The organism is Vibrio sp. 2130-1 (assembly GCF_033339515.1).
Window position 1 is genome coordinate 201,161 of record NZ_JAWOUT010000006.1, and the last position, 21,319, is coordinate 222,479.

The window sequence follows — 21,319 nt, forward strand, 5'->3', positions numbered from 1 at the left end:
GGCATAGGTTACAATTTAAATCTCCATTTCTCATACCTATCAAAACCAAATACTAGGTTTATAGAAGTACATAACTACCAGCCCAAACCGTTAGTTAGTGTATTCAGCTTTGTATTTGGCCTGCCTATAAAAGGCTGAGAACCGATGACCGTCACGAGCTAGTGTCGGTGGAACTCAGTTACTTACATATTCAATATTAGAAATTAGCGTTTGCAATGCGTTACAACCCACGTTGGCTAATGTGGTTTTGTCACGCCAAAAAATCACCTGCTCATTCTTAGAGTTCGGCGTGTCTAGATACGAGCGAAGCAAGAATCAGCAGTATCGGACCTGTGATGCAATGGAATCCGTAAAGGGAATCAGTCGGATGCGTTATAGATTTACCTCAAACTTATTTAATAACACAGTTGGCTACCATGAATAATGCATATTTATTTGTATTTATTTTGTCGTTCGTTCTACTTTTTGTTATGCGCAAAGTTGCTAAGCGCGTAGGTCTAGTAGATAAACCCAATGCAAGAAAGCTCCACCAAGGAGTAGTACCCCTTGTAGGAGGCATCTCCATTTTCTCTACTATACTGGTCGGGTTCCTTCTGTTCCTACCAATGAATGACAACCTATCACTCTACTTATCTTGTTCGGCTGTGCTTATAGTGCTCGGCGCATTAGATGACTACTACGATGTAAGTTTCAAAATTCGTCTTATTATCCAAGCAGGAATATCCCTTGCGATGATTTACATCGGAGGCCACAGCTTACACGATTTAGGCTACTTGATGGGGAGCGAAACCATTGCCCTTAATGAAGTCGCTGGCGCAGTGATCACCGTTATTGCGGTAATAGGCGCAATTAACGCATTTAATATGGTTGATGGCATAGACGGCTTGCTGGGCGGGTTAGCCTCGGTCACCTTTACAGCATTAGGTATTGTGTTTGCCTACAACGGAAACGAATATTTAGCCACGATCTGTTTAATGATCGTGACTGCGATGCTTCCTTACATCTTCCTGAACTTAGGTTTCCCACTTGGTCGTCGCTTTAAAATCTTTATGGGTGATGCTGGCAGTATGTTTATCGGCTTTACAGTGGTCTGGATGCTGATTCGCGGCACGCAAGAACCAGGAGCGGTAGCCTTCAAGCCAGTCACAGCACTGTGGCTAATAGCTTTACCCTTGATGGACATGGCAACCATTATGATCCGTCGTATTCGTAAAGGTCAGTCACCATTCCAACCAGACAGAGAACATCTACACCATATTTGTCAGCGTATTGGGCTTTCTCCAGGTGCAACGTTAATTTTCATCTGTTCGATGGCATCAATTTGTGCCGCTATCGGTTTGTGGGCTGATTTTACTGATGTCAGTGAATCTACAATGTTCCTCGCCTTTATAATTCTGTTTGCGTGTTATTTCTCCATTATTAGTCACATATGGAGAGTTTCAGCATGGATAAATCGTATGTTCAAAAAGCCGGCACTAATGGGGACTGAAATGAAGTAAATCATAGCGTTAGTTCTTCATTTTTAATGTGTAAAGTAGGAAGTATTATGCTTCTTATTATAAATGGCTTTAAATGCAGTTGGTTTATCATCGGTAAGTGAATGTTAAAAAAAAATAAAAAAGAACTTCTATCAAATGTTCTTAGCCTAGGAGCGATTGACTTTCTGGGCATGTTGATACCTATTATAACCATGCCAATTATCACAAGAGCTATTGGTTTAGAGTTGTATGGACAATACCTTTTATTTGTAACAATGCTTACATTTGGTCATACAATCATTGATTATGGTGTCCAATATTCAGGCGTTAGAGCGGCTGCAAAAAATAGAGCAAATAAATTAGCTTTAGAAACAGCTTATGCTGATTATCAAGGGTTGCGGTTTGTTTTATCTGGTGTGTTCTTTTTATTTTCCTCGTTATATGTTGTAAATGTATTTAACTCTATATGGTATTTGATCCCTCTTTTTCTTTATATTTTGGGATATCTTCTGACTTCCGCTTGGTTTTTCCAAGGAGCAGCACTAACCAAATATCTATCGATTGCATCGATTTCTAATAAGATCCTACTTCTTATAGCAATTGTTGTTTTTATAAAAAGTAAAGATGATTTCTTCCTTCTTGTACTTTTCACAACTATTCCCATCTTTATTACCTCTATATTATTGCTGTTTTTTCTGAGAAGTCGCTATCAGATTAAATTGTTTTCTTTAAATAATATCAAAAGAACAGTTAATGACGGATTAAGCGTATTCATTGGTTTATTAGCCCCCAATTTATATAATGCTATTCCACTAATGTTATTAGGTAATTATGCGGACAAGTTAGAATTTGCGAACTTTGCAATATCATTGAAAGTATGTGGTGTGATATTTATGTTGCAAAATGTTGTCGCAAAATCAATATATCCAATTACCTCAAGAAACAAAAATGGATTTAAACCTACTCTTTTTTTGAATTTATTAATCGTCATTCCTTGTGTGTTAATATTGTTTTTCTTTGGTTCCGACCTGATCAAAGTTATTCTAGGTGTGAGCTTAGAGAGTGATATATATATAAAAGTAATTTCAACTAGCTTGATCTTTGTTGCAATCTCGAACTCCTTTAGTGTTGGTTATTTTTTGCCTAATAACCTAGATGTTGAATATCGAAATATAGCGATTAAAACATCGATACTGTCAGCTGTAATCGTATTTTTTCTCATCTATAAATTTTCGGTTATAGGTTGTGCTTTAGGATTGCTTACTGCTAGAGCAATTTTGTTTTTTAATTATACATTGAGCTATAAAAGAATTTATAATGAAAAGTTATCTTAGAAGATTTAAAACATATAGAAGTCTAGCTTTTGCTAAAAGGTTTATTCTTGCTAACAATTATATTCCAAAAATTTCTAGACCTAAAACTTATAACGAGAAAGTTCTTCATAGAAAAAAATACTCAAATGCATCTAAGTTCTCGCAGTATGCGGATAAAATTCTTGTAAAAGATCACGTTGAAAAGTTAGTTAGCTCTAAAATTGTTATCCCAACATTATATACGGGAGAAAGCATCAGTGTTGATTTGACTAATGATCTTTTAAAAAAGCATAAAGGTTTAGTCCTTAAAGCAAACCATAACTCAGGGCCTGTTTATGTCATTGATGATAAAATAAGTCAAAATAAGCTTGCTTCAATAGTTGAAGATCTAAATAGTCAATTAAAAGTAGATTATGGAGCGACTAAAGGAGAAACGTGGTATAGCCAAATTGAACCTAAGATCTTAATCGAAGAGCGTCTCTATGATGAAAATGGAGCGAATGATTTAAAAGACTTTAAGTTTCATGTCTTTAAACAAAAGTCTGGAGAGGCAAAAGTTGTATTGCATGTGGATTTTGATAGAAATACCAATCATACACGCTCATTTTTTGACGAAAACTTGAATTGGCTGCCATTTTCTCTAGAGAAACCTTGCATTCATACTGACCTTAAAAAGCCTAATAATTTTGAAGAGATGGTAGTAATTGCTAGGAAGCTAGCAGAACCTTTCTCATATGCTCGAGTTGACCTATATAATGTTAGTGGAAAAATATACTTTGGGGAAATGACATTTGCTCATGGTTCTGGATGTGAAAAATTCTCTTCAATACATTATGACAAGTGGTTAGGCAGTTTATGGGTATTTGACGATGAAAATAATCCTTATCAAAAAAAAACTAATCTTTAGTTTATTATTTTTGACCAAAATTAATATATAAGATTTCTGATGATCCTTAATGAAGATACTTTAAAAAAAGCCACTCTAGCTTTATCAATATTTTTTCTTTCTCTAGAGAATCACGACAACACACGTCTTATAATTATATTTGCTATACTTTTTATATATTTCATCATTCATCCCAAGTCTTACTTAAATAAGAATATACTTAAGGTTTTCTTTTCTATTTCTTTTTTAATAATGACTGTTTCCATTTTTTCTCATTATGAATGGTTATCATATGTAAATAATATGACCAATTATGGTTCCATTGATTTTTTCGGAACTATGGTTTTTAAATTAATATTGATAGCTATATGCTTTTATATTAGTGGTCTTGAAAGTAAAGTATTGGCAGATAGTTTAAAGATTGTAATTGCTATTCATGTGTCGGTCTTCTTTTTTCAATTAATAGTGGTTTATTCGACTGGTTATTACATTGATCTTCTACAGCCATTCACCGGCGAAGCATCTCGTTATACTTGGGGAGTCCGCTTACCTATCATTGGTAATACATACAGACCTACTGGATTTTATAATGAGCCATCAACATATAGCGCTTTTGTTATCTGCTTGTTTATATTGCGATATCATATAACAAATAAAATAGATAAATTGGATAAGGCATTATTAGCCTCATTGTTCTTGTCTCTTTCTTTTGCTTCTATTTTTTGTGCATTCTTTCTTATGTATTTTATCAAAAACAACAAAGAGAACTATAAGCTGAAGTTTTTATTAGCAACTACAGTGGTTGTTACCCTTATTCCATTTGTTATTGATTTGCTAGTTTTGAGAACGTCAGGAAATTATGATGCTATTGGTATGCGATTAGGACTTTTTGATGTGATATTTAATCAGTCTATGCTTGATATATTTTTTGGTAGTGGGCCCGTAGGAGTTCCTCGTGAAATTGAGTATCTAGTTAATAATCCAGGAGCATCTTGGGCAAGACAAGGATTACCTGCATTAAATGATAATGGTTTGGGTACTTTTATTCTCATGAAATTTGGTGTCATCGGTCTGATACTATTACTTGGAATTCTAAAGTTTAACTTGAAGAGTAATCGTCATTTCTTATGTAGTCTTGTGATATTAATTACAAAATTAAAATACACTAGTTTCATATTTTTAATATATATTTTCTATGTTTTTATTAGGAAAAACATGAAACATAGCCATTCAGTCTAAGTAAAATCTATGAATTATTATATTATTATAAATTCTCTTATCGGTGGTGGCACAGAAAAGGTATGCTGCCAAATATCTTCAAGGCTATCTCAAGATAAAAATGATGTTACTATTTTTGTTTTAGATGATGAAGGATCTTCTTATGAGGTGTCTGATAAAGTAAAAATTGTTTATCTAGGCAAAACGAGTACATTAAAAAGCTTTTGGAAGTTGAAAAAAGTTTTAAAAGACATCAATGGACATTCTGTTTTAATATTTAATCATGAGCTCAGTTTAGTAGCTCTCCTAATAAAGAAATTATTTAAATATAATGTAAAAATCATTAGCAGAATAAATAATACACTTAGCGTAACAATCAAACATAAAAGCAAAAAGTATCAATACGTAGTCAGTCCGTTGATGAAGGCCTTTTATCGATATATCGACGGCTATATATTCCAGTCTACTGGTATACAAAAGGACATGGATGATAACTATTCTGTTAATGAAAGATATGTTGTCATTAATAATCCAATAGATCGTTTTAAAAGTGGCGTCGACAAAGAAGTTAAAAAAGAAAATTATATTTTGTATGTGGGAAGATTAGTAAAGCAGAAGAACGTTAAAGATACGATAAAAGCATTTTCCCTGTTCTTAAATACATTCCCTGATTATAAATTGGTTATAGTAGGCGATGGACCAGAAAAAGAAAGTTTAATGCAACTTTCGAGAAAACTTGGGATAGAGAATAATGTTTCATTTGCTGGTCATCAAAAAAATACTAAACCTTATTATGAAAATGCAAAATTAACAGTTTTATCTTCATTCAATGAAGGGTTCCCTAATGTATTGTTGGAATCTATATTATATAGAACGCCTATAGTTTCTTATGATTGTCCAAGCGGTCCGAGAGACATAATTAATGATCATAATGGTATATTAGTTGAATATCTATCAGTAGAAAAGTTAGCAGAAGCGATGTCTTTTTGTATCAATAAGTCTTGGAACTATAACGATATATATCATACGACCGAGAAATACTCATTAGAGAAAATTACGAGTCAATATGAAAAATTCATAAAGAGTATTTAATTTAATGAAAAAAATTATTTTTATAGAAAGTTATTATAAGGGACTTTACGGAGCTCCAAAAAGTATGTTGGAGCTAGCTTCTGGATTAAATAGTAAAGAATATTTGGATGTTAGTTTAATTACATCTAAAAACGGCCCGTTAGCTCAGAAGTCCAATGATTTAGGAATAAATTCATTTGTTCTTCCTGTTCCTGAATTGTTGTTAAAGCCGAGAAGTAAATTTAAACTTTACCAAAAGGTTGTATATCCTTTTCTGCTAATATATTTATGGATTAAGCAACTTTTTAATATTAACTTGATTGGAAAGTCTGATTATATATGTGTGAATGACATTCGCAGCTTTCTATTCTACCTTCCTATTATTTTTATTTTAAGGGATAGAGTTTCTTGGTATGTAAGGATAAATGACCGAGTTAAGTTTATATCCTCAATCGCTGCAGCCCTTTCAAATAAGATAATTCTTATATCTAGTGACTGTAGTGATGTTCTGTCAGAAAATGAAAAGCAGCGATATCAAAAAAAGCTAACTATTTTGAATACAGGATTTAATTTTAAGATCTTGGACTATAGCGCAGTCGAAGAAATAAAAGGAACAATAGGAAAATATAATAAAGTTTATATTACAGTTGGAAGTATTTGTATAAGGAAAAATCAACTAGATATTGTAAGAGCTTTTGGTAAAGTCTACAAAGATGGTGATGTATTACTTATGATCGGAAGCCCACCTACTGAAATTGACATTAAGTATCAGGACGAGGTGTTAAATTTAATAAACGATTCTGGGCTAAAAGATAATGTAATAATAGTCCCATATACTCCTTTTGTTAATGAATACTTGTCTTTATCTGACGTTTTTTTATTCGCTAGTCACAAAGAAGGACTACCTAGAGTCGTTATAGAGGCACTTAATGCAGGGTGCTTTGTTTGCTCTTCTCTAGTTGATGGAATTAATGATGTATTAGTTAACGAGAGTATTGGCTTAATTACGAAAACAAAAGCCAGTGATGACACCTTTGTTGATGAGTTTACTTCAAATATTCTATCGATTGATGATGATGTGTTGTCTTGTCGTAATCAAAGAACTCAATATGTGAAAGATAAATTTGATTACGATGGTTTCGTAAATGGCTTTGAAAATATAATGAAGAATATGGATGATTTGAGTAATGAATCTGAAAAAAGAATTAAAGAATATAACTAGAGATGTTCTTAGATTGGTTATTACTCCCAATGTTTATAATAAAATTAGATTTGTTATAACTCATAAGTATTATCCAGACTTTATATCTCCTAGTACATTTTCAGAAAAAGTATTTGCTCGAAAGTTAGATTCACAATCATTAAGCTTCTCTCGTTATGTTGATAAGTATACTGTGAGAAAATACGTCGAAGATACTATTGGTAAAGAACATTTAATTCCTTTAATTGCTAAAACAACTCATGTAACGCCTGATTTCTTTCACAAAGCACCTGATAAGTTTGTTATCAAAACGAGTAATGGAGGTGGTGGTGAGAATGTTAAAGTAGTACTTGATAAGTCAAAATTAACAGATTTAAATGCATTATCAGCACAATTCAATCGTTACCTAAAAGTAAAAATAGGACAAAAGATTGATGAAAATTTCTATGATCTTGAAACGCCTCAAGTACTCATGGAAGAGTTATTAATGCATAAAGATGGTTCTCTGCCATCCGATTACAAATTGCATATTTTTCAAGGGGACGATAGTAACCAGGAAAAAGTAATAATTCAGGTTGATAGTGACCGGTTTAGTAATCATAAAAGATCACTGTATTCCGAGAATTTAGAAAAGTTAGATTTTGCTATACAACCCAAGTATGAATCAGTTGATGATTCCTACGAGTTTCCAATTAATATGCCTGACGTGGTTTCACTAGCAAAAAAATTAGCGAAACCTTTTAAGTACGTTCGAGTTGATATGTATAACGTCGATGGAAAGGTTTATTTTGGAGAACTAACGTTTTGTCATGGTAGTGGTTGGGAACCACTTTCAAGTAAAGATGCAGATGTCTTATTAGGTAGTTATTGGAAGGAATTTGATAAATGAAATATTTAGTAACTGGCGCAGCGGGTTTTATTGGCGCTAAAACCATTGAAGTGCTTTTGAGTAAAGGTGCGAGTGTTGTTGGTGTAGATAATATTAATGACTACTATGATGTTAATCTTAAAGAAGCTCGACTACTGACGATCAACAATAGTGAGCGATTCGAATTTGTAAAGATGGATCTCTCGGATAGACAAGCTGTAGCTGATTTCTTCGCTAACAACCAGTTTGATTGTGTTATCCACTTAGCAGCTCAAGCTGGTGTGAGATACTCTATAGAAAACCCGATGGCCTATGCGGATTCTAACTTAGTTGGTCACCTAAACATCCTAGAGGGTTGCCGACATTCAAAAGTTAAGCATCTAGTTTACGCATCGTCATCTTCTGTTTATGGCTTGAATCAAAAAACACCTTTTGAAACAAGTGATACGGTTGACCATCCAGTTTCTTTGTATGCAGCGACGAAGAAATCAAATGAGTTAATGGCACATTCATATTCTCACTTGTATGACTTACCGACCACTGGATTGCGGTTCTTCACCGTTTACGGTCCATGGGGTCGTCCTGACATGGCACCTTTTATTTTCACTAAGAAGATATTAGAGGGCGATACAATTGATATAAACAATAATGGCGATATGTGGCGAGACTTCACTTACATTGACGACATTGTTGAAGGTATTGTACGTATTTCTGAGGTTATCCCTCAAAGAAATGACGACTGGACCGTTGAATCCGGTACGCCTGCTTCTAGTTCAGCTCCATACTCTGTTTACAATATCGGTCACGGTAGTCCAGTTAACCTTATGGACTTCATCACGGAAATCGAATCTGCGCTTGGTATTGAAGCGAAAAAGAATTTCCGCGAGATGCAGCCTGGTGATGTGTATAAGACTTATGCTGATACTTCTGATTTATTCGAAGCGACTGGCTACAAACCTCAAGTTGGTCTTAAACAAGGCGTTCAAGCCTTAGTTGATTGGTATCGCGAGTTTTATAAGGTTTAGGTAGTTAGATGAAAACGGTTGCGATTTCAGCAAATACAAGTTGGTATTTATATAATTTCAGAAGAAACACCATTACGGCGTTGTTGGACGCTGGTTATCAGGTTGTAGCTATAGCCCCTAAAGATGATTATTCACCGAAGCTTGAATCACTTGGAGCAAGCTTTTGTCATATCAACATTGACCAAGGGGGTACAAACCCTGTTAAAGATATTGGTACGTTTTTCTCATTTATCAAAATCTTTAAGAGCGTCAAACCCGATGTGGTACTGAACTTTACTCCAAAGAATAATATCTACGGTACGTTAGCTGGGCATTTTGTTGGCTCTAAGTCGGTCAATAATATTGCTGGCTTAGGTATGGTCTTTATTAATGAAGGCCTTACGTCTAAGATTGCCAGATTGCTGTATAAAATGAGCCAATCTAAAGCAAGTAAGATCTTCTTTCAAAATGAAGACGATAAAACGTTGTTTTTGGAGAATCGGTTAGCGCCATCGTGTCTTGTTGATCGTTTACCTGGTTCGGGAGCTGATCTCAACCGTTTTCAAGTTAGCCCTGCAAATGATGACGGTGTAATTCGCTTTTTATTGATTGCCAGAATGTTGTACGACAAAGGCATTGGTCACTACGTTGAAGCGGCTCGTGCATTGAAGTCTAAACATGGTGATAAGGTTGAATTTCGATTACTAGGTTTTCTTGATGTTAATAACCCTTCAGCTGTCTCTAGTAGTGATATGCAAAAGTGGGTTGATGAAGGCATTGTAAGTTATCTTGGCACTTCTGATTGTGTAGAAGAGGAGATTGCGAAGGTAGATTGCATGGTGCTTCCTTCATTCTATCGAGAGGGAGTTCCTAAATCGTTACTTGAAGCGGCGGCAATGGGGAAACCCATAGTAACAACCGACAATGTTGGTTGTCGTGAAACGGTTGACGATGGAGTCAATGGTTATTTATGTGCTCCTCGTTCGACAGATAGTTTAATTGAAAAACTGGATTTGGTGATCAACCTCACTCATCAAGAAAGGTTAACAATGGGACAATTCAGTCGTCAAAAAGTTGAACGAGAGTTTGATGAGCAGTTAGTCATACAAAAATACTTGGACGCAGTGGAAGGTTGCTTTCAAAAAGAAAAAACTCAAGCAGAAGGCCTAAGTGCCAGCTAGCAAAACTAAATAAAATAAAGAGTTATGATCAAAAAGATTTCAGTGGATGAAGTAACGATAATTACCCTATCGTTGGCTTTTAGTTGTGGCGTCGCGGCAAACGAATTGCAGACGCTAAATTCTAACCAAAGCTTTAGTGGACTGGTTTTTAACCCTAATGCTCAAGTGAAAGAGTATGGCGACTTTGGTGTATCTTTTGCCCAAGGGCGCCCTTGGCTTGACGAGGTGCAAGGTTTAGATTCTATAAAAGTATCTTTCGGCCTCATTGAAGGGTTAGAGGCTCATGGTAGTATCGTTACTTATGATTATAACTCGAACTGTTTTAAAACAGGCTGTGGCGGTATTCGAGATTTATCACTATCACTGAAGTATCAGGTTCCCAATTTTTGGGGGAATGAGAACTTAGATTTTGCTTTAGGTATGCAAGATGTCGGTGGCGCTGCAACTAAGCTCATGACTAATTTTGCCGTCGCTGATTATACGTTTAATGTACTTCCCTTAAGGGTTTCTGCTGGTTTCGGTCAGTCAGAAGAGCGTTTGATGGGTGTTCTAGATGGCCCTTTTGGTGGCTTTGAATACCAACCTTTTGACTTTGTTCAACTAGTAGGAGAGTACGATTCAGTAGAATTCAACTCTTCTATAAAAGTGTTTACTCCCGATAATTTACTGCCTAATGATATAACCGCCTCATTAAGTTACCAGATTTATTCTGGTCATGAATCGGATGGTTCAAGCGTTTGGAGTGCTGCACTCTCGATGCCATTGATAACGGAATACTCTCGCTCTCGCGACTACGCGAAGAATAATATGACGTTAATGGATCGTTTAGTCGTTGAGCAAAACAAAGCGCAACAAGCGTCAATTTCCTCTTTGGTTAGTGCGTTAAAAAATGAAGGCTTCGTTAATGTTCAAGTGGGCGTATCAAATGGCAAAGTTGTGGTGGCTGTAGAAAACCGCCGCTACAACCATAACCAAGTTGACGGACTAGGTGTCGCTCTGGGTATTGTGTCGAGTCATTTAGGTCAAAATGCGGCGCAAGATATAGGCGCTGCATCGGATCAATTTGAACTTGTGATGCTTGCCAACCAAAAACCAGTGGTCAGCGTTTTGTCTGACGCTAACTGTTACCAAAGTTTTGTCAATGGTAGCGCAGCTTGTGATGACATTCAGTTTATCACGCGCGATTTACCGGAAAGATTAGACATGGTTGATTGGAAAACGGAGCGAGTTAATTCAGGCACTTTAGATTCGCAGATCGTGCTTTCTCCTATGGTAAGGCATGGTTTTGCAACCGAGTACGGTGTGTATGATTACTCTTTTGCTATGTCTAGCAACTTATACACCTACCTATGGTCTGGCGCGGCAATTGATGTTCGTCATATTTTACCTTTAGCTGAAAGTGACGATTTTGAAGAAGGTGGGTATTTCGAAGACAGCGCGTACGAGAACGAGATTGATCGTGCAATGGTGCATCAGTTCTTCCGTTTACCATATGTCGATATTGCTAACCAGGTCTCTCTAGGCTTGGTTAAGTCGGATTATATCGGTGCGCGCAGCGAATCAGCTTGGTTCTCTCAATCGGGCAACCATGAGTTGGGACTAGAGATGAGCTACTTCCAACATCAAGACGAAAAAGACAAAAATGGTTATGCGAATCCAGACCGACAAACCTTTTTAACTCGTTATACATTCTCTATGCCGGAGTGGGATTGGCAGTTTAATGCGACTGCCGGAGAGTTTTGGAAGGGGGATGTCGGCGCAAAATTCACGACCTCACATTGGTTTGAGGACATAGAAGTATCAGCAAGTTATCAGGTGACAAAGTTTAATGATACAGACGAAGAGCAGTTTGTCACTGTGTCAGTAAAACTGCCATTAACGCCATGGCGCGATATGTCGCCGGGAGTGATACAAGTTCGTGGTAACGAGGCTTATGATTTCAACGTTACGACACGAGTTGGCAACGATACAAACTATTTGGCAGCAGGCCAGGGTGATGAACTCGTGATGGATAATAGTATGCTTCGCCGCTACTTTAACCGAGGCCGTTATGGTCAAGAGTACTTTGAGCAGAACAAGCTTCGCATTCGCAATGCTTATTTGCGTTACTTGGGTACTCAATTGAATTAAGTTGTGTTGCTAGTTAGGCTTTTAGTTAATCGCCGCACTCTACCGAGAGTGTCGGTGTTTTGATATGCTAGCGTCAGTTAAATAATAGGAAATAAAAATGAAAATTGCTGTAGCAGGCACGGGCTACGTCGGTTTGTCCAATGCCATGTTATTGTCACAAAACCATGAGGTTGTGGCGGTTGATATTATCCAAGAAAAAGTGGACTTGTTGAATGACAAGAAATCTCCAATTGTTGATGCGGAAATCGAACATTTCCTTGCAAACAAAGAACTCAACTTTATCGCGACGCTAGATAAAGAGCTGGCTTACAAAGACGCGGAGTTTGTTGTTATTGCTACACCAACGGATTATGACCCTCAAACGAACTACTTTAATACTTCTTCAGTTGAAGCAGTGATTAAAGATGTGATGGCAATTAATCCAGATGCAGTTATGGTGATTAAGTCGACTGTACCTGTGGGTTATACTGCGCGCATTAAAGAGGAGTTCGGTTGTCAGAATGTTATGTTCTCTCCAGAGTTTCTTCGTGAAGGTAAAGCTCTTTACGATAACCTACACCCGTCTCGCATTATCGTTGGTGAGCGTAGCGAACGTGCAGAGAAGTTCGCTAATCTTTTAGTTGAAGGTGCGGTAAAAGAAGACATCTCGGTTTTGTTTACTGACTCTACAGAAGCCGAAGCGGTTAAGTTGTTCTCAAACACATACCTAGCGATGCGCGTAGCTTATTTCAATGAGTTAGATTCGTATGCTGAAGCACACAACCTTGATGCTCGCCAAATTATAGAAGGTGTTGGCTTAGACCCTCGTATTGGCAATCACTACAACAACCCGTCATTCGGTTATGGTGGTTACTGCTTACCAAAAGATACAAAGCAATTGTTAGCAAACTACCAAGAAGTTCCTAATAACATCATTGGTGCAATTGTTGATGCAAACCGCACTCGTAAAGATTTTATTGCAGACTCCATTATCAAACGTCAGCCAAAAGTAGTGGGCATTTACCGCTTAATTATGAAAGCTGGTTCAGATAACTTCCGCGCTTCGTCTATTCAAGGCATTATGAAGCGTATTAAAGCGAAAGGTATTGAAGTAGTGGTTTACGAGCCGGTACTGCAGGAAGATGAGTTCTTCCATTCTGCCGTTATCCGCGATATTGAAGAGTTCAAACAAATGTCTGATGTTATTGTTTCTAACCGCATGGTTGAGGAACTAGCTGATGTGGCTGATAAAGTTTACACCCGTGACCTGTTTGGTAGCGATTAATTAGTCTTTATATTCAAAATAATATAACAGGCTCCCTCAGAGGAGCCTTTTTTTAGTTGGTAATGGTTATGATTAAAAAATGTTTATTCCCTGCAGCGGGCTACGGCACACGTTTCCTTCCTGCAACTAAGTCGATGCCGAAAGAAATGATGCCAGTGGTGAACAAGCCATTGATTGAATACGGTGTTGAAGAAGCGATTGAAGCCGGTATGGACGGTATGTGCATCGTCACCGGTCGTGGTAAGCACTCGTTAATGGATCACTTTGATAAAAACTATGAGTTAGAGCATCAAATTAGCGGTACAAGTAAAGAAGCGCTGCTTGATGATATTCGTTCTTTGATTGATTCTGCGAGTTACACTTACATTCGTCAGCGTGAAATGAAAGGCTTAGGTCACGCTATTCTTACGGGACGTGAACTGGTCGGTGATGAACCGTTTGCTGTTGTGCTCGCGGATGACCTATGTGTGAATGAGGACCAAGGCGTTCTAGCGCAAATGGTTGAGCTGTACAAACAGTTCCGCTGTTCAATCGTTGCGGTACAAGAAGTGCCGGAATCAGAAACGCATAAATACGGTGTGATTGCTGGCGAGATGATCAAAGATGATATCTTCCGCATTGATAACATGGTTGAAAAGCCAGAGCCAGGTACTGCACCTAGCAATCTAGCGATTATTGGTCGCTACATTCTGACACCTGATATCTTTGAACTGATTGAAAATACAGAGCCGGGTAAAGGTGGTGAGATTCAAATCACCGATGCGTTGATGCAACAAGCTCAATCTGGTTGTGTTTTGGCATACAAATTTAAAGGTCAACGCTTTGATTGCGGTAGTGTAGAAGGCTACATTGAAGCTACAAATTACTGCTACGAGAACCTTTATAAGAAAGATTCCAGTGCGGAGCTCGCGAAAAAGCCAACCGTGAAAATTGCTGAGCCAGCGTAAATCGGAACTTCCTATTAGGTACTCCGACGGTACAACACAAACAAAAAGGGATGCATGATGCATCCCTTTGTTATTTTTACTCTCAGTAAAAACGAGATTAAGCTTTTGCTTTTGCCGCTGCTTTAGCGATTGCCGCGAAGCTTTTCGCGTCTAGAGAAGCACCGCCAACTAGAGCGCCGTCGATGTCTGGTTGTGAGAAGTAAGCTTCAGCGTTTTCTGGTTTAACAGAGCCACCGTATTGGATGATTACTTGTGCTGCAACTGCTTCGTCTTTCGCTGCGATTAGTGCGCGGATAGAAGCGTGGATGCGTTGTGCATCTTCAGCAGTTGCTGCTTTACCAGTACCGATAGCCCAGATTGGTTCGTAAGCGATGATTGCGCCGTTTAGAGCTTCAACACCGTAAGTGTCGATAACTGCGTTGATTTGACGTGCACATACTGCTTCAGTTTCGCCAGCTTCGTTTTGCGCTTCAGATTCACCGATACAGAAAACAGGTGTTAGACCGTTTTCTTTTAGGAAATTGAATTTCTTAGCGATGAACTCGTCAGATTCGTTGTGGTATTCACGACGCTCTGAGTGACCGATGATGATGTGAGTAGCACCGAAATCTTTCAGCATTTCTGGAGACATATCGCCAGTGAACGCACCGCTGTTGTTTAGGTCAGTGTTTTGAGCACCCAGGATGATCTTGTTACCGCCTTCAGCGATTACGCGCTCTGCTAGGTCGATGTAAAGTGCTGGTGGAGCGACTGCTACGTCAACACCTTCAACGCCTTCAAGTTCAGCGTTAAGACCAGTTAGCAGCTCAGTTACCATTGCTTTGCTGCCGTTTAGTTTCCAGTTACCCATCACTACAGGACGACGCATAGGAATATCTCCCTTATCTTTAATGTAAATAGTCAATTAATGTAAAAAAATCTATGTAGGAATATAACAGAATAATGTGAACAGATCATGATTGGCGTCATGTCTTGTCCGGCTTTCTTTGTTGATTCGACCAAGCATCGATCCTGTTATTTTTGTCAAAAGCAACCGATTGGTGATCGCGTAGACAGAATGATAGTTCATTCCTCGGAAATTGCTGCTGAGATTGGTATTACTACGCGCTGGAATTAATTGTTGTAGAAAGGAATCGAAATGCCAAATCTCGTTTTAGAGTATTCAAACTCGGTGGAAGAACGCGTCAATGTTCAGGGGTTGCTGGAGGATTTACATAAAACGGCGTTAGAAAGTGGCCTTTTTGAACTCGCGTCAGTGAAATCTAGAACGCTCCGGTGCCACAATTGGTTGATAGGAGAGGAGGGTGATAGCCTCGACTTTATCCATATCAACTTTGATTTGTTATCTGGCCGTTCCCAAGAGCAGAAGCGAGAACTGTCACGAGCCTTGATGGCGACACTTCAAGAGCAAGCTAGTCACGTGCACAGTTTAACGGTCAATATCCGAGATATGGATATAGATAGCTTCCAAAAGGTAGTGAACTAGGTTGCGCTGAATTGCCCGAGAATAGCGAGGGGTTATTGTTACGAATTCTCAGCCTGGCTCTGCTTATTGTAAGGTCGTTGTGGGCACCCAAGCTATCGGTGTCCTTTCCAAACTATATCGACTCGGCTAATCTATAACCTTTCTACTTTGGGGTAAAATTTGATGTCGACTAAAGAGTTACTGTTTTCTTTTCAAGGACGTATAAACCGTAAAACCTACTGGATTTGGAACGTCATTTACTATGTGTCCATTCTAGGCTTTGGTGCCGGTATCAGCCAACTGCTTCCTACTCTCTCCTATGTGCTTCTTCCTATTTTCTTGGTGGTTCTGTTGATCCCTGATTTGGCGATCACCACCAAGCGTTGGCACGACCGCAACAAATCGATCTATTGGCTAGCACTGAATATTCCGTTGATTATCGGACGAATTGCCACGCCAATGACCAGCCCTGCCGCGCAAGAGCCGTCGACCCCACAGATGTTCGTTGCTTCCATTTCTCTGATTTGTGGTTTATGGATTCTAATTGAATGTGGTTTCTTAAAGGGAACATCAGGACCAAATCAATATGGCCCTGAGCCGGAGTAATTGCTTCAAGTATCGTGCGTGCTGAAAGTAGATTCTTAGTCTCGCTAAGGCTCGCTAGAATGACGAGCTCTTTTTATTTAGAGGCTCTTAAAGTCATCGTCATTCTGAACAACGAGGGACGAGTGTGATTCAGAATCTATCGTCCGCTTGAGCCCTGGTTAAGCTGTGTGTGAAAGAGTAGGAGTTTGCTGTTACCAGATCCTTAGTCTCGCTGAGGCTCGCTAGAATGACGAGCTCTTTTTATTTAGAGGCTGATAAAGTCATCGTTATTCTGAACAGAGAGGTGCGAGTGTGGTTCAGAATCTATCATCCGATTGTACGGTGGTTTAGGTGAACGGGAAAGAATAGGAGCTTGCTGTTACGAGATTTTTAGTCTCGTTAAGGCTCGCTAGAATGACGAACTCTTTTGATTTAGAAACTGTTAAAGCCATCGTCATTCTGAACAGCGAGGAACGAGGTGACTCAGAATCTATCATCCGGCTGAGCAGTGGTTAGCTGAGCGGGAAAGAATAGGAGCTTGCTGATACCAGATTCTTAGTTTCGCTGCGGCTCGCTAGAATGACGGACTCTTTTGATCTAGAGGCTCTTAAAGTCATCGTCATTCTGAACAACGAGGAACGAGTGTTGTTCAGAATCTATCGTCCGATTGCGCAGTGGCCAAGGTGAGTGCGAAAGAATAGGAGCTTGCTGTTATGAGATTCTTAGTCTCGCCAAGGCTCGCTAGAATGACGCTCCCCTTTGGTTTAGAGGTTGTTAAAGTCATCGTCATTCTGAACAGCGAGGGACGAGTGTGATTCAGAATCTACGTACAGAGCGCTCCGAGTTCGAAATAAACTGACTGAGCTTGCGAATTACAATGGAAAAGTAACAGCGAATAATGAAGGAGAATGAATCATCGATAAGACACCTTGCGTTTATATCCTAACGTCAAATAACAACGCCGTTCTCTACATAGGTGTTACCAGTCAGCTGCCCCAAAGAATATGGCAACATAAAAATGGAGTAGTGGAAGGATTTACTAAGAAATACAACGTTCATAAGCTCGTTTACTTTGAGTTATTCGACGATATGGCTAATGCTATAAACCGAGAAAAGCAGCTCAAGCAGTGGAAGCGTGAGTGGAAGTTAGCCTTGGTAAGAGAAACGAACCCTAACTTTCTCGATCTATCTACTGAGTATCAGTAAAAATCATCCCTATCTTTAAACGCATTTAAGCTAACCACATCCGCTTTTTGTGTCGGTGCCGCTTCCCCTTCTAGCGCTGCTTTGAACTTTACGACCTGTTTTTGCAACTCGTTCATCAATACCACATTGGTGTGATGAGGGTTTTTACACGTGCTGATGACTCTATCAATATGGCTTTGTTGAGCCCACAATCTTTCTTTCATATCTTCTGATGCGCTTTCGATCATCTCTTTCGCCATCTCATGACGAAATTGCTCAAAAGCTTCTGGGTCTCGCTCTGCCATTAGAACCATTTCATCGAATGGAGGAAGCGTTTGGGACGGGATATGACGTAGAGTAGACATCGATGCTCTCCAAATCCTTATGGAAATTGCCTTTAGTTACTAAAAGCCTACACCACTAGAAAGAGGAGAGAGGATGAATTCTTCAGCCGTCTCACTTATAAGAGAAGCTTTCAAGCTGGAGATTGAATAAGTGCGGCATGTCGATGTTTGGTTGTGGTGGTTACTGCAGTTGTTGGATGCGGTAAACGCAGCGTCTTTGGCCGCTAATGATGTGTTCGGTACGCTCTACTTTGGTGTCATGTCCAAGTAAAGACTGAAAGACACTCAGTTCTGATTGGCACAAGCTTGGGCAGCGAGTTGCGGCTTTACAAATCGGACAGTGATTTTCGATTAAAATAAATCCGTTCTCATCTTTCTCGAGTTCAGCCATATAGCCTTCTTGCTCTCTTAATGTGACGAGTGTTTCTAGTTTGCTTTGCAGAGAGTCGCATTGCTCAAGGTGCTGACGATAACTTTGTAACGTGAGTTTTTCCCTCTCTGATGTGACTTTTTCCAGTCCATCTTTGCCAAAGATATGTTCGACAGCTTCTATAAACTGAATGGTCAACTCACCGTGACGGTCAGCAAATTGCTCATGACCCTTTTGAGTGAGAGACCAATGACGAGCAGGGCGACCAACTTTTACTTTTACGTCATGGATAGAAAGAATGCCATCATCTTCTAAACTTTGCAGGTGCTGACGAGCCCCCATGGTTGTCATACCTAGCTCAGAAGAGAGTTGTTTTGCAGTGACGGAGCCATCACGCTTAACGATTTGCAATATCCTATCTACGGTCTTCATATACCCACCATTTATACGTCAGTACATATTATGCGCGATAGGGTTAGTAAAGAAAAGTGTTGACTTAATTTGAGTGTGGATTTGTAGGGGCTATGTTCATATGAGCCAAGATATGTCGTCATTCTGAACAACGAGGAACGAGGTGATTCAGAATCTATCTTTTGGTTGAGTAGTGGTTAAGGTGACCAGGCAAGAATAGGAGCTTGTTACTACTAGATTCTTAGTCTCGCTGGGGCTCGCTAGAATGACGAATTCTTTTGATTTAGGGCTAATTAAAACCACCGTCATTCTGAACAACGAGGAACGAGAGTGATTCAGAATCTATCTTTTGGTTGAGTAGTGGTTAAGGTGACCAGGCAAGAACAGGAGCTTGTTACTACTAGATTCTTAGTCTCGCTGGGGCTCGCTAGAATGACGAATTTTTTGATTTAGGGCTAATTAAAGTCACCGTCATTCAGAACAACGAGGAACGAGAGTGATTCAGAATCTATCTTTTGGTTGAGCAGCGGTTAAGGCGAGCAGGACAGAATAGGAGTTTGCTGTTACCAGATTCTTAGTCTCGCTGGAGCTCGCTAGAATGACGAGCTCTTTTGATTTAGAGCTTATTAAAGTCAACGTCATTCTGAACAACGAGGAACGAGTGTGATTCAGAATCTATTGCCCGTTGTGCGGAAAGAAAGGCTCAAACTCAGATTGAGCGAGAGCCTCGAGAAATGCTTAAAGAATAATATCACGCACTTCTGGATCTTTACGATCTAGGTAGTGAGTCGACTTAATGCGACGAATAGTACGGCATCGACCACGCACGAGCAGCGTTTCTGTGGTTGCGATATTGCCTTGGCGAGAGATGCCTTCTAGCAAGTCACCTTTAGTAATGCCTGTTGCTGAAAATACCACATTGTCGCTACGAGCCATGTCTTCCATTTTGAGGACAACATTCGCTTTTACGCCCATTTCATCGCAGCGTTTTAGTTCATCTGCGCCGTAAATGCGGTTTTCTTCAGTATCGCCTTTTACCTCATGACGAGGAAGCAGGCGACCGTGCATGTCACCATCTAGCGCTCGAATTACCGCTGCTGATACAACCCCTTCTGGCGCACCGCCAATACAGTACATCATGTCCACTTCACTGTCTGGCATACAAGTTAGAATAGAGGCAGCCACGTCACCATCAGGCACCGCAAAGACACGCACGCCCATTGCTTGCATTTCTGCAATAACGTTATCGTGGCGAGGTTTTGCAAGGGTAATAACGACTAGGGTATCAAGTGGCTTGTTCAGGGCTTTTGCTACGTTCTCTAGGTTTTCTTTTAACGGCTTTTCTAAGTCAATTACGCCTTTTGCACCAGGGCCAACAACCAGTTTTTCCATGTACATATCTGGCGCTTTAAGAAAGCTGCCTTTCTCACCTGCGGCAAGTACGGCTAGTGCGTTCGATTGTCCCATTGCCGTCATACGCGTCCCTTCAATCGGGTCGACAGCGATATCCACTTCATCACCACCAATACCAACTTGCTCTCCAATGTACAGCATTGGCGCATCATCGATTTCACCTTCACCAATGACAATTTCACCACTGATATCTGTTTTGTTCAGTAGCGTGCGCATAACTTCAACAGCTGCGCCATCGGCTGCATTTTTATCGCCACGGCCAAGCCATTTGTAACCAGCCAGAGCTGCACCTTCAGTCACACGGGAAAATGCCATTGCTAAATCGCGTTTCATGATGTCTCCAAGTAAGCAAGAGGGAAGAAGAATTTGCGCGGCGATTCTATCACAAGGTCGAGTAAACGTTTGCCTTTTTGCGAGGCTTTTACTTTATCTAACTTGAATTTGATCAATACTTAGGGCGATTTTCAGAGTAGCGGGACGCAAAATCCTTGCTCAAAAATGCTTCGGCGACAAGAAAAGTCAGCGTTTAGTGAGATTGCGCTGATTTTTTGACCGAATGATGCAAAATATCGAATATAGTGAGTGTTTCTCATCGCGACGCTGAGTAGAATGAACCTTATATAGGTTAGGTGTGCATCAATCTCGCACATCGTCCCAACGGAATAACATAGGTAGGCCAAGATGTCTTTTGAAGTACTAGAACAACTAGAATCTAAAATTCAAACTGCAGTTGACACAATCACTCTTCTTCAGATGGAAGTCGAAGAGCTGAAAGAAGATAAAGCTAAACTTGCGGAAGAAGCTAACGAGCTTCGCTCTCAACGTGAAGAGCTAGAGCAAAAAGCACAACAAGCACAGCAAGAGCACGCACAATGGCAAGAGCGCATTCGTGCACTACTTGGCAAAATGGACGAAGTGGAATAATTCAGCTTCTTCATTCCAAATTAAAAACACCCGCGCTAAGCGGGTGTTTGTGTTTTAGGGA

The 21,319-nt window shown here is 39.4% G+C and carries 20 protein-coding genes; 16 read left to right on the top strand and 4 right to left on the bottom strand.

From position 1 onward, the window contains the following. Positions 1-416 precede the first annotated feature (416 nt). The 12 genes from wecA (at position 417) to galU (ending at position 14,561) form a co-directional block, all read left to right on the top strand. Entirely contained in the window at positions 417-1,499 is a 1,083-nt protein-coding gene (wecA, locus tag R7Q09_RS11215; protein ID WP_005384836.1) for a UDP-N-acetylglucosamine--undecaprenyl-phosphate N-acetylglucosaminephosphotransferase, read from the top strand. Positions 1,500-1,600: 101 nt separating this feature from the next. After that, positions 1,601-2,812: an oligosaccharide flippase family protein gene (locus R7Q09_RS11220; RefSeq protein ID WP_167415640.1), complete on the top strand. Its 1,212-nt coding sequence runs from the start codon at positions 1,601-1,603 to the stop codon at positions 2,810-2,812. Continuing rightward, positions 2,796-3,698: an ATP-grasp fold amidoligase family protein gene (locus tag R7Q09_RS11225; protein ID WP_054729049.1), complete on the top strand. Its 903-nt coding sequence runs from the start codon at positions 2,796-2,798 to the stop codon at positions 3,696-3,698. Before R7Q09_RS11220 ends, R7Q09_RS11225 begins: the two co-directional genes overlap by 17 nt. Before the next feature lie 39 nt (positions 3,699-3,737). Continuing rightward, the gene (locus R7Q09_RS11230; protein WP_054729053.1) at positions 3,738-4,916 is read left to right on the top strand and encodes a hypothetical protein; all 1,179 of its coding nucleotides are present in this window, start codon (positions 3,738-3,740) and stop codon (positions 4,914-4,916) included. A 9-nt stretch (positions 4,917-4,925) separates the two neighbouring features. Continuing rightward, on the top strand, positions 4,926-5,987 hold the full coding sequence (locus R7Q09_RS11235) for a glycosyltransferase (protein WP_318070459.1): 1,062 nt from the start codon (positions 4,926-4,928) through the stop codon (positions 5,985-5,987). A gap of 4 nt (positions 5,988-5,991) precedes the next feature. Then, positions 5,992-7,188, top strand: a complete 1,197-nt coding sequence (locus R7Q09_RS11240) for a glycosyltransferase family 4 protein (RefSeq protein WP_222716777.1) — start codon at positions 5,992-5,994, stop codon at positions 7,186-7,188. After that, positions 7,154-8,056, top strand: coding sequence for an ATP-grasp fold amidoligase family protein (locus tag R7Q09_RS11245; RefSeq protein WP_025768342.1), 903 nt, complete (start codon positions 7,154-7,156; stop codon positions 8,054-8,056). The genes R7Q09_RS11240 and R7Q09_RS11245 overlap by 35 nt, the downstream gene beginning before the upstream one ends. Continuing rightward, positions 8,053-9,060: an NAD-dependent epimerase gene (locus tag R7Q09_RS11250; RefSeq protein WP_005384851.1), complete on the top strand. Its 1,008-nt coding sequence runs from the start codon at positions 8,053-8,055 to the stop codon at positions 9,058-9,060. Before R7Q09_RS11245 ends, R7Q09_RS11250 begins: the two co-directional genes overlap by 4 nt. Positions 9,061-9,068: 8 nt before the next feature. After that, positions 9,069-10,220 carry a glycosyltransferase family 4 protein gene (locus tag R7Q09_RS11255; protein ID WP_318070460.1) on the top strand — a complete coding sequence of 384 codons (1,152 nt, stop codon included), beginning with the start codon at positions 9,069-9,071 and terminating at the stop codon, positions 10,218-10,220. Positions 10,221-10,244: 24 nt separating this feature from the next. After that, positions 10,245-12,350 (top strand): YjbH domain-containing protein, encoded by a 2,106-nt coding sequence (locus tag R7Q09_RS11260; RefSeq protein WP_256901139.1) that lies wholly within the window; start codon positions 10,245-10,247, stop codon positions 12,348-12,350. A 97-nt stretch (positions 12,351-12,447) separates the two neighbouring features. Beyond that, the gene (locus tag R7Q09_RS11265) at positions 12,448-13,614 is read left to right on the top strand and encodes a nucleotide sugar dehydrogenase (RefSeq protein WP_169628330.1); all 1,167 of its coding nucleotides are present in this window, start codon (positions 12,448-12,450) and stop codon (positions 13,612-13,614) included. Between the two features lie 68 nt (positions 13,615-13,682). Further along, complete coding sequence (gene galU / locus R7Q09_RS11270) at positions 13,683-14,561, top strand: UTP--glucose-1-phosphate uridylyltransferase GalU (RefSeq protein ID WP_021487153.1); 879 nt, start codon at positions 13,683-13,685, stop codon at positions 14,559-14,561. Between the two features lie 97 nt (positions 14,562-14,658). On the opposite strand, the gene tpiA is transcribed toward galU, so the two are convergent. Beyond that, the gene (gene tpiA / locus R7Q09_RS11275; RefSeq protein ID WP_005384863.1) at positions 14,659-15,429 is read right to left on the bottom strand and encodes a triose-phosphate isomerase; all 771 of its coding nucleotides are present in this window, start codon (positions 15,427-15,429) and stop codon (positions 14,659-14,661) included. Positions 15,430-15,699: 270 nt separating this feature from the next. On the opposite strand from tpiA, the gene R7Q09_RS11280 reads away from it, so the two are divergent. The 3 genes from R7Q09_RS11280 (at position 15,700) to R7Q09_RS11290 (ending at position 17,817) form a co-directional block, all read left to right on the top strand. Next, a complete protein-coding gene (locus R7Q09_RS11280; protein ID WP_017820736.1) occupies positions 15,700-16,047 on the top strand; it encodes a 5-carboxymethyl-2-hydroxymuconate Delta-isomerase in 348 nt (115 codons plus the stop codon). A 162-nt stretch (positions 16,048-16,209) separates the two neighbouring features. Next, a complete protein-coding gene (locus R7Q09_RS11285; protein WP_005384868.1) occupies positions 16,210-16,632 on the top strand; it encodes a DUF805 domain-containing protein in 423 nt (140 codons plus the stop codon). Positions 16,633-17,550: 918 nt separating this feature from the next. Next, a complete protein-coding gene (locus R7Q09_RS11290; protein ID WP_373417398.1) occupies positions 17,551-17,817 on the top strand; it encodes a GIY-YIG nuclease family protein in 267 nt (88 codons plus the stop codon). Here the strand turns inward: R7Q09_RS11290 and R7Q09_RS11295 are convergent. From R7Q09_RS11295 to glpX, 3 genes are all read right to left on the bottom strand, one after another. Beyond that, positions 17,811-18,161, bottom strand: coding sequence for a DUF3135 domain-containing protein (locus R7Q09_RS11295; RefSeq protein WP_239938882.1), 351 nt, complete (start codon positions 18,159-18,161; stop codon positions 17,811-17,813). The two genes, R7Q09_RS11290 and R7Q09_RS11295, sit on opposite strands and share 7 nt — an antisense overlap. Before the next feature lie 160 nt (positions 18,162-18,321). Beyond that, entirely contained in the window at positions 18,322-18,942 is a 621-nt protein-coding gene (locus R7Q09_RS11300) for a helix-turn-helix transcriptional regulator (protein WP_213885605.1), read from the bottom strand. Between the two features lie 717 nt (positions 18,943-19,659). Continuing rightward, a complete protein-coding gene (glpX, locus tag R7Q09_RS11305; RefSeq protein WP_047101877.1) occupies positions 19,660-20,667 on the bottom strand; it encodes a class II fructose-bisphosphatase in 1,008 nt (335 codons plus the stop codon). Positions 20,668-21,015: 348 nt separating this feature from the next. On the opposite strand from glpX, the gene zapB reads away from it, so the two are divergent. Beyond that, positions 21,016-21,258 (top strand): cell division protein ZapB, encoded by a 243-nt coding sequence (zapB, locus tag R7Q09_RS11310; RefSeq protein ID WP_005379536.1) that lies wholly within the window; start codon positions 21,016-21,018, stop codon positions 21,256-21,258. Positions 21,259-21,319: the final 61 nt, after the last annotated feature.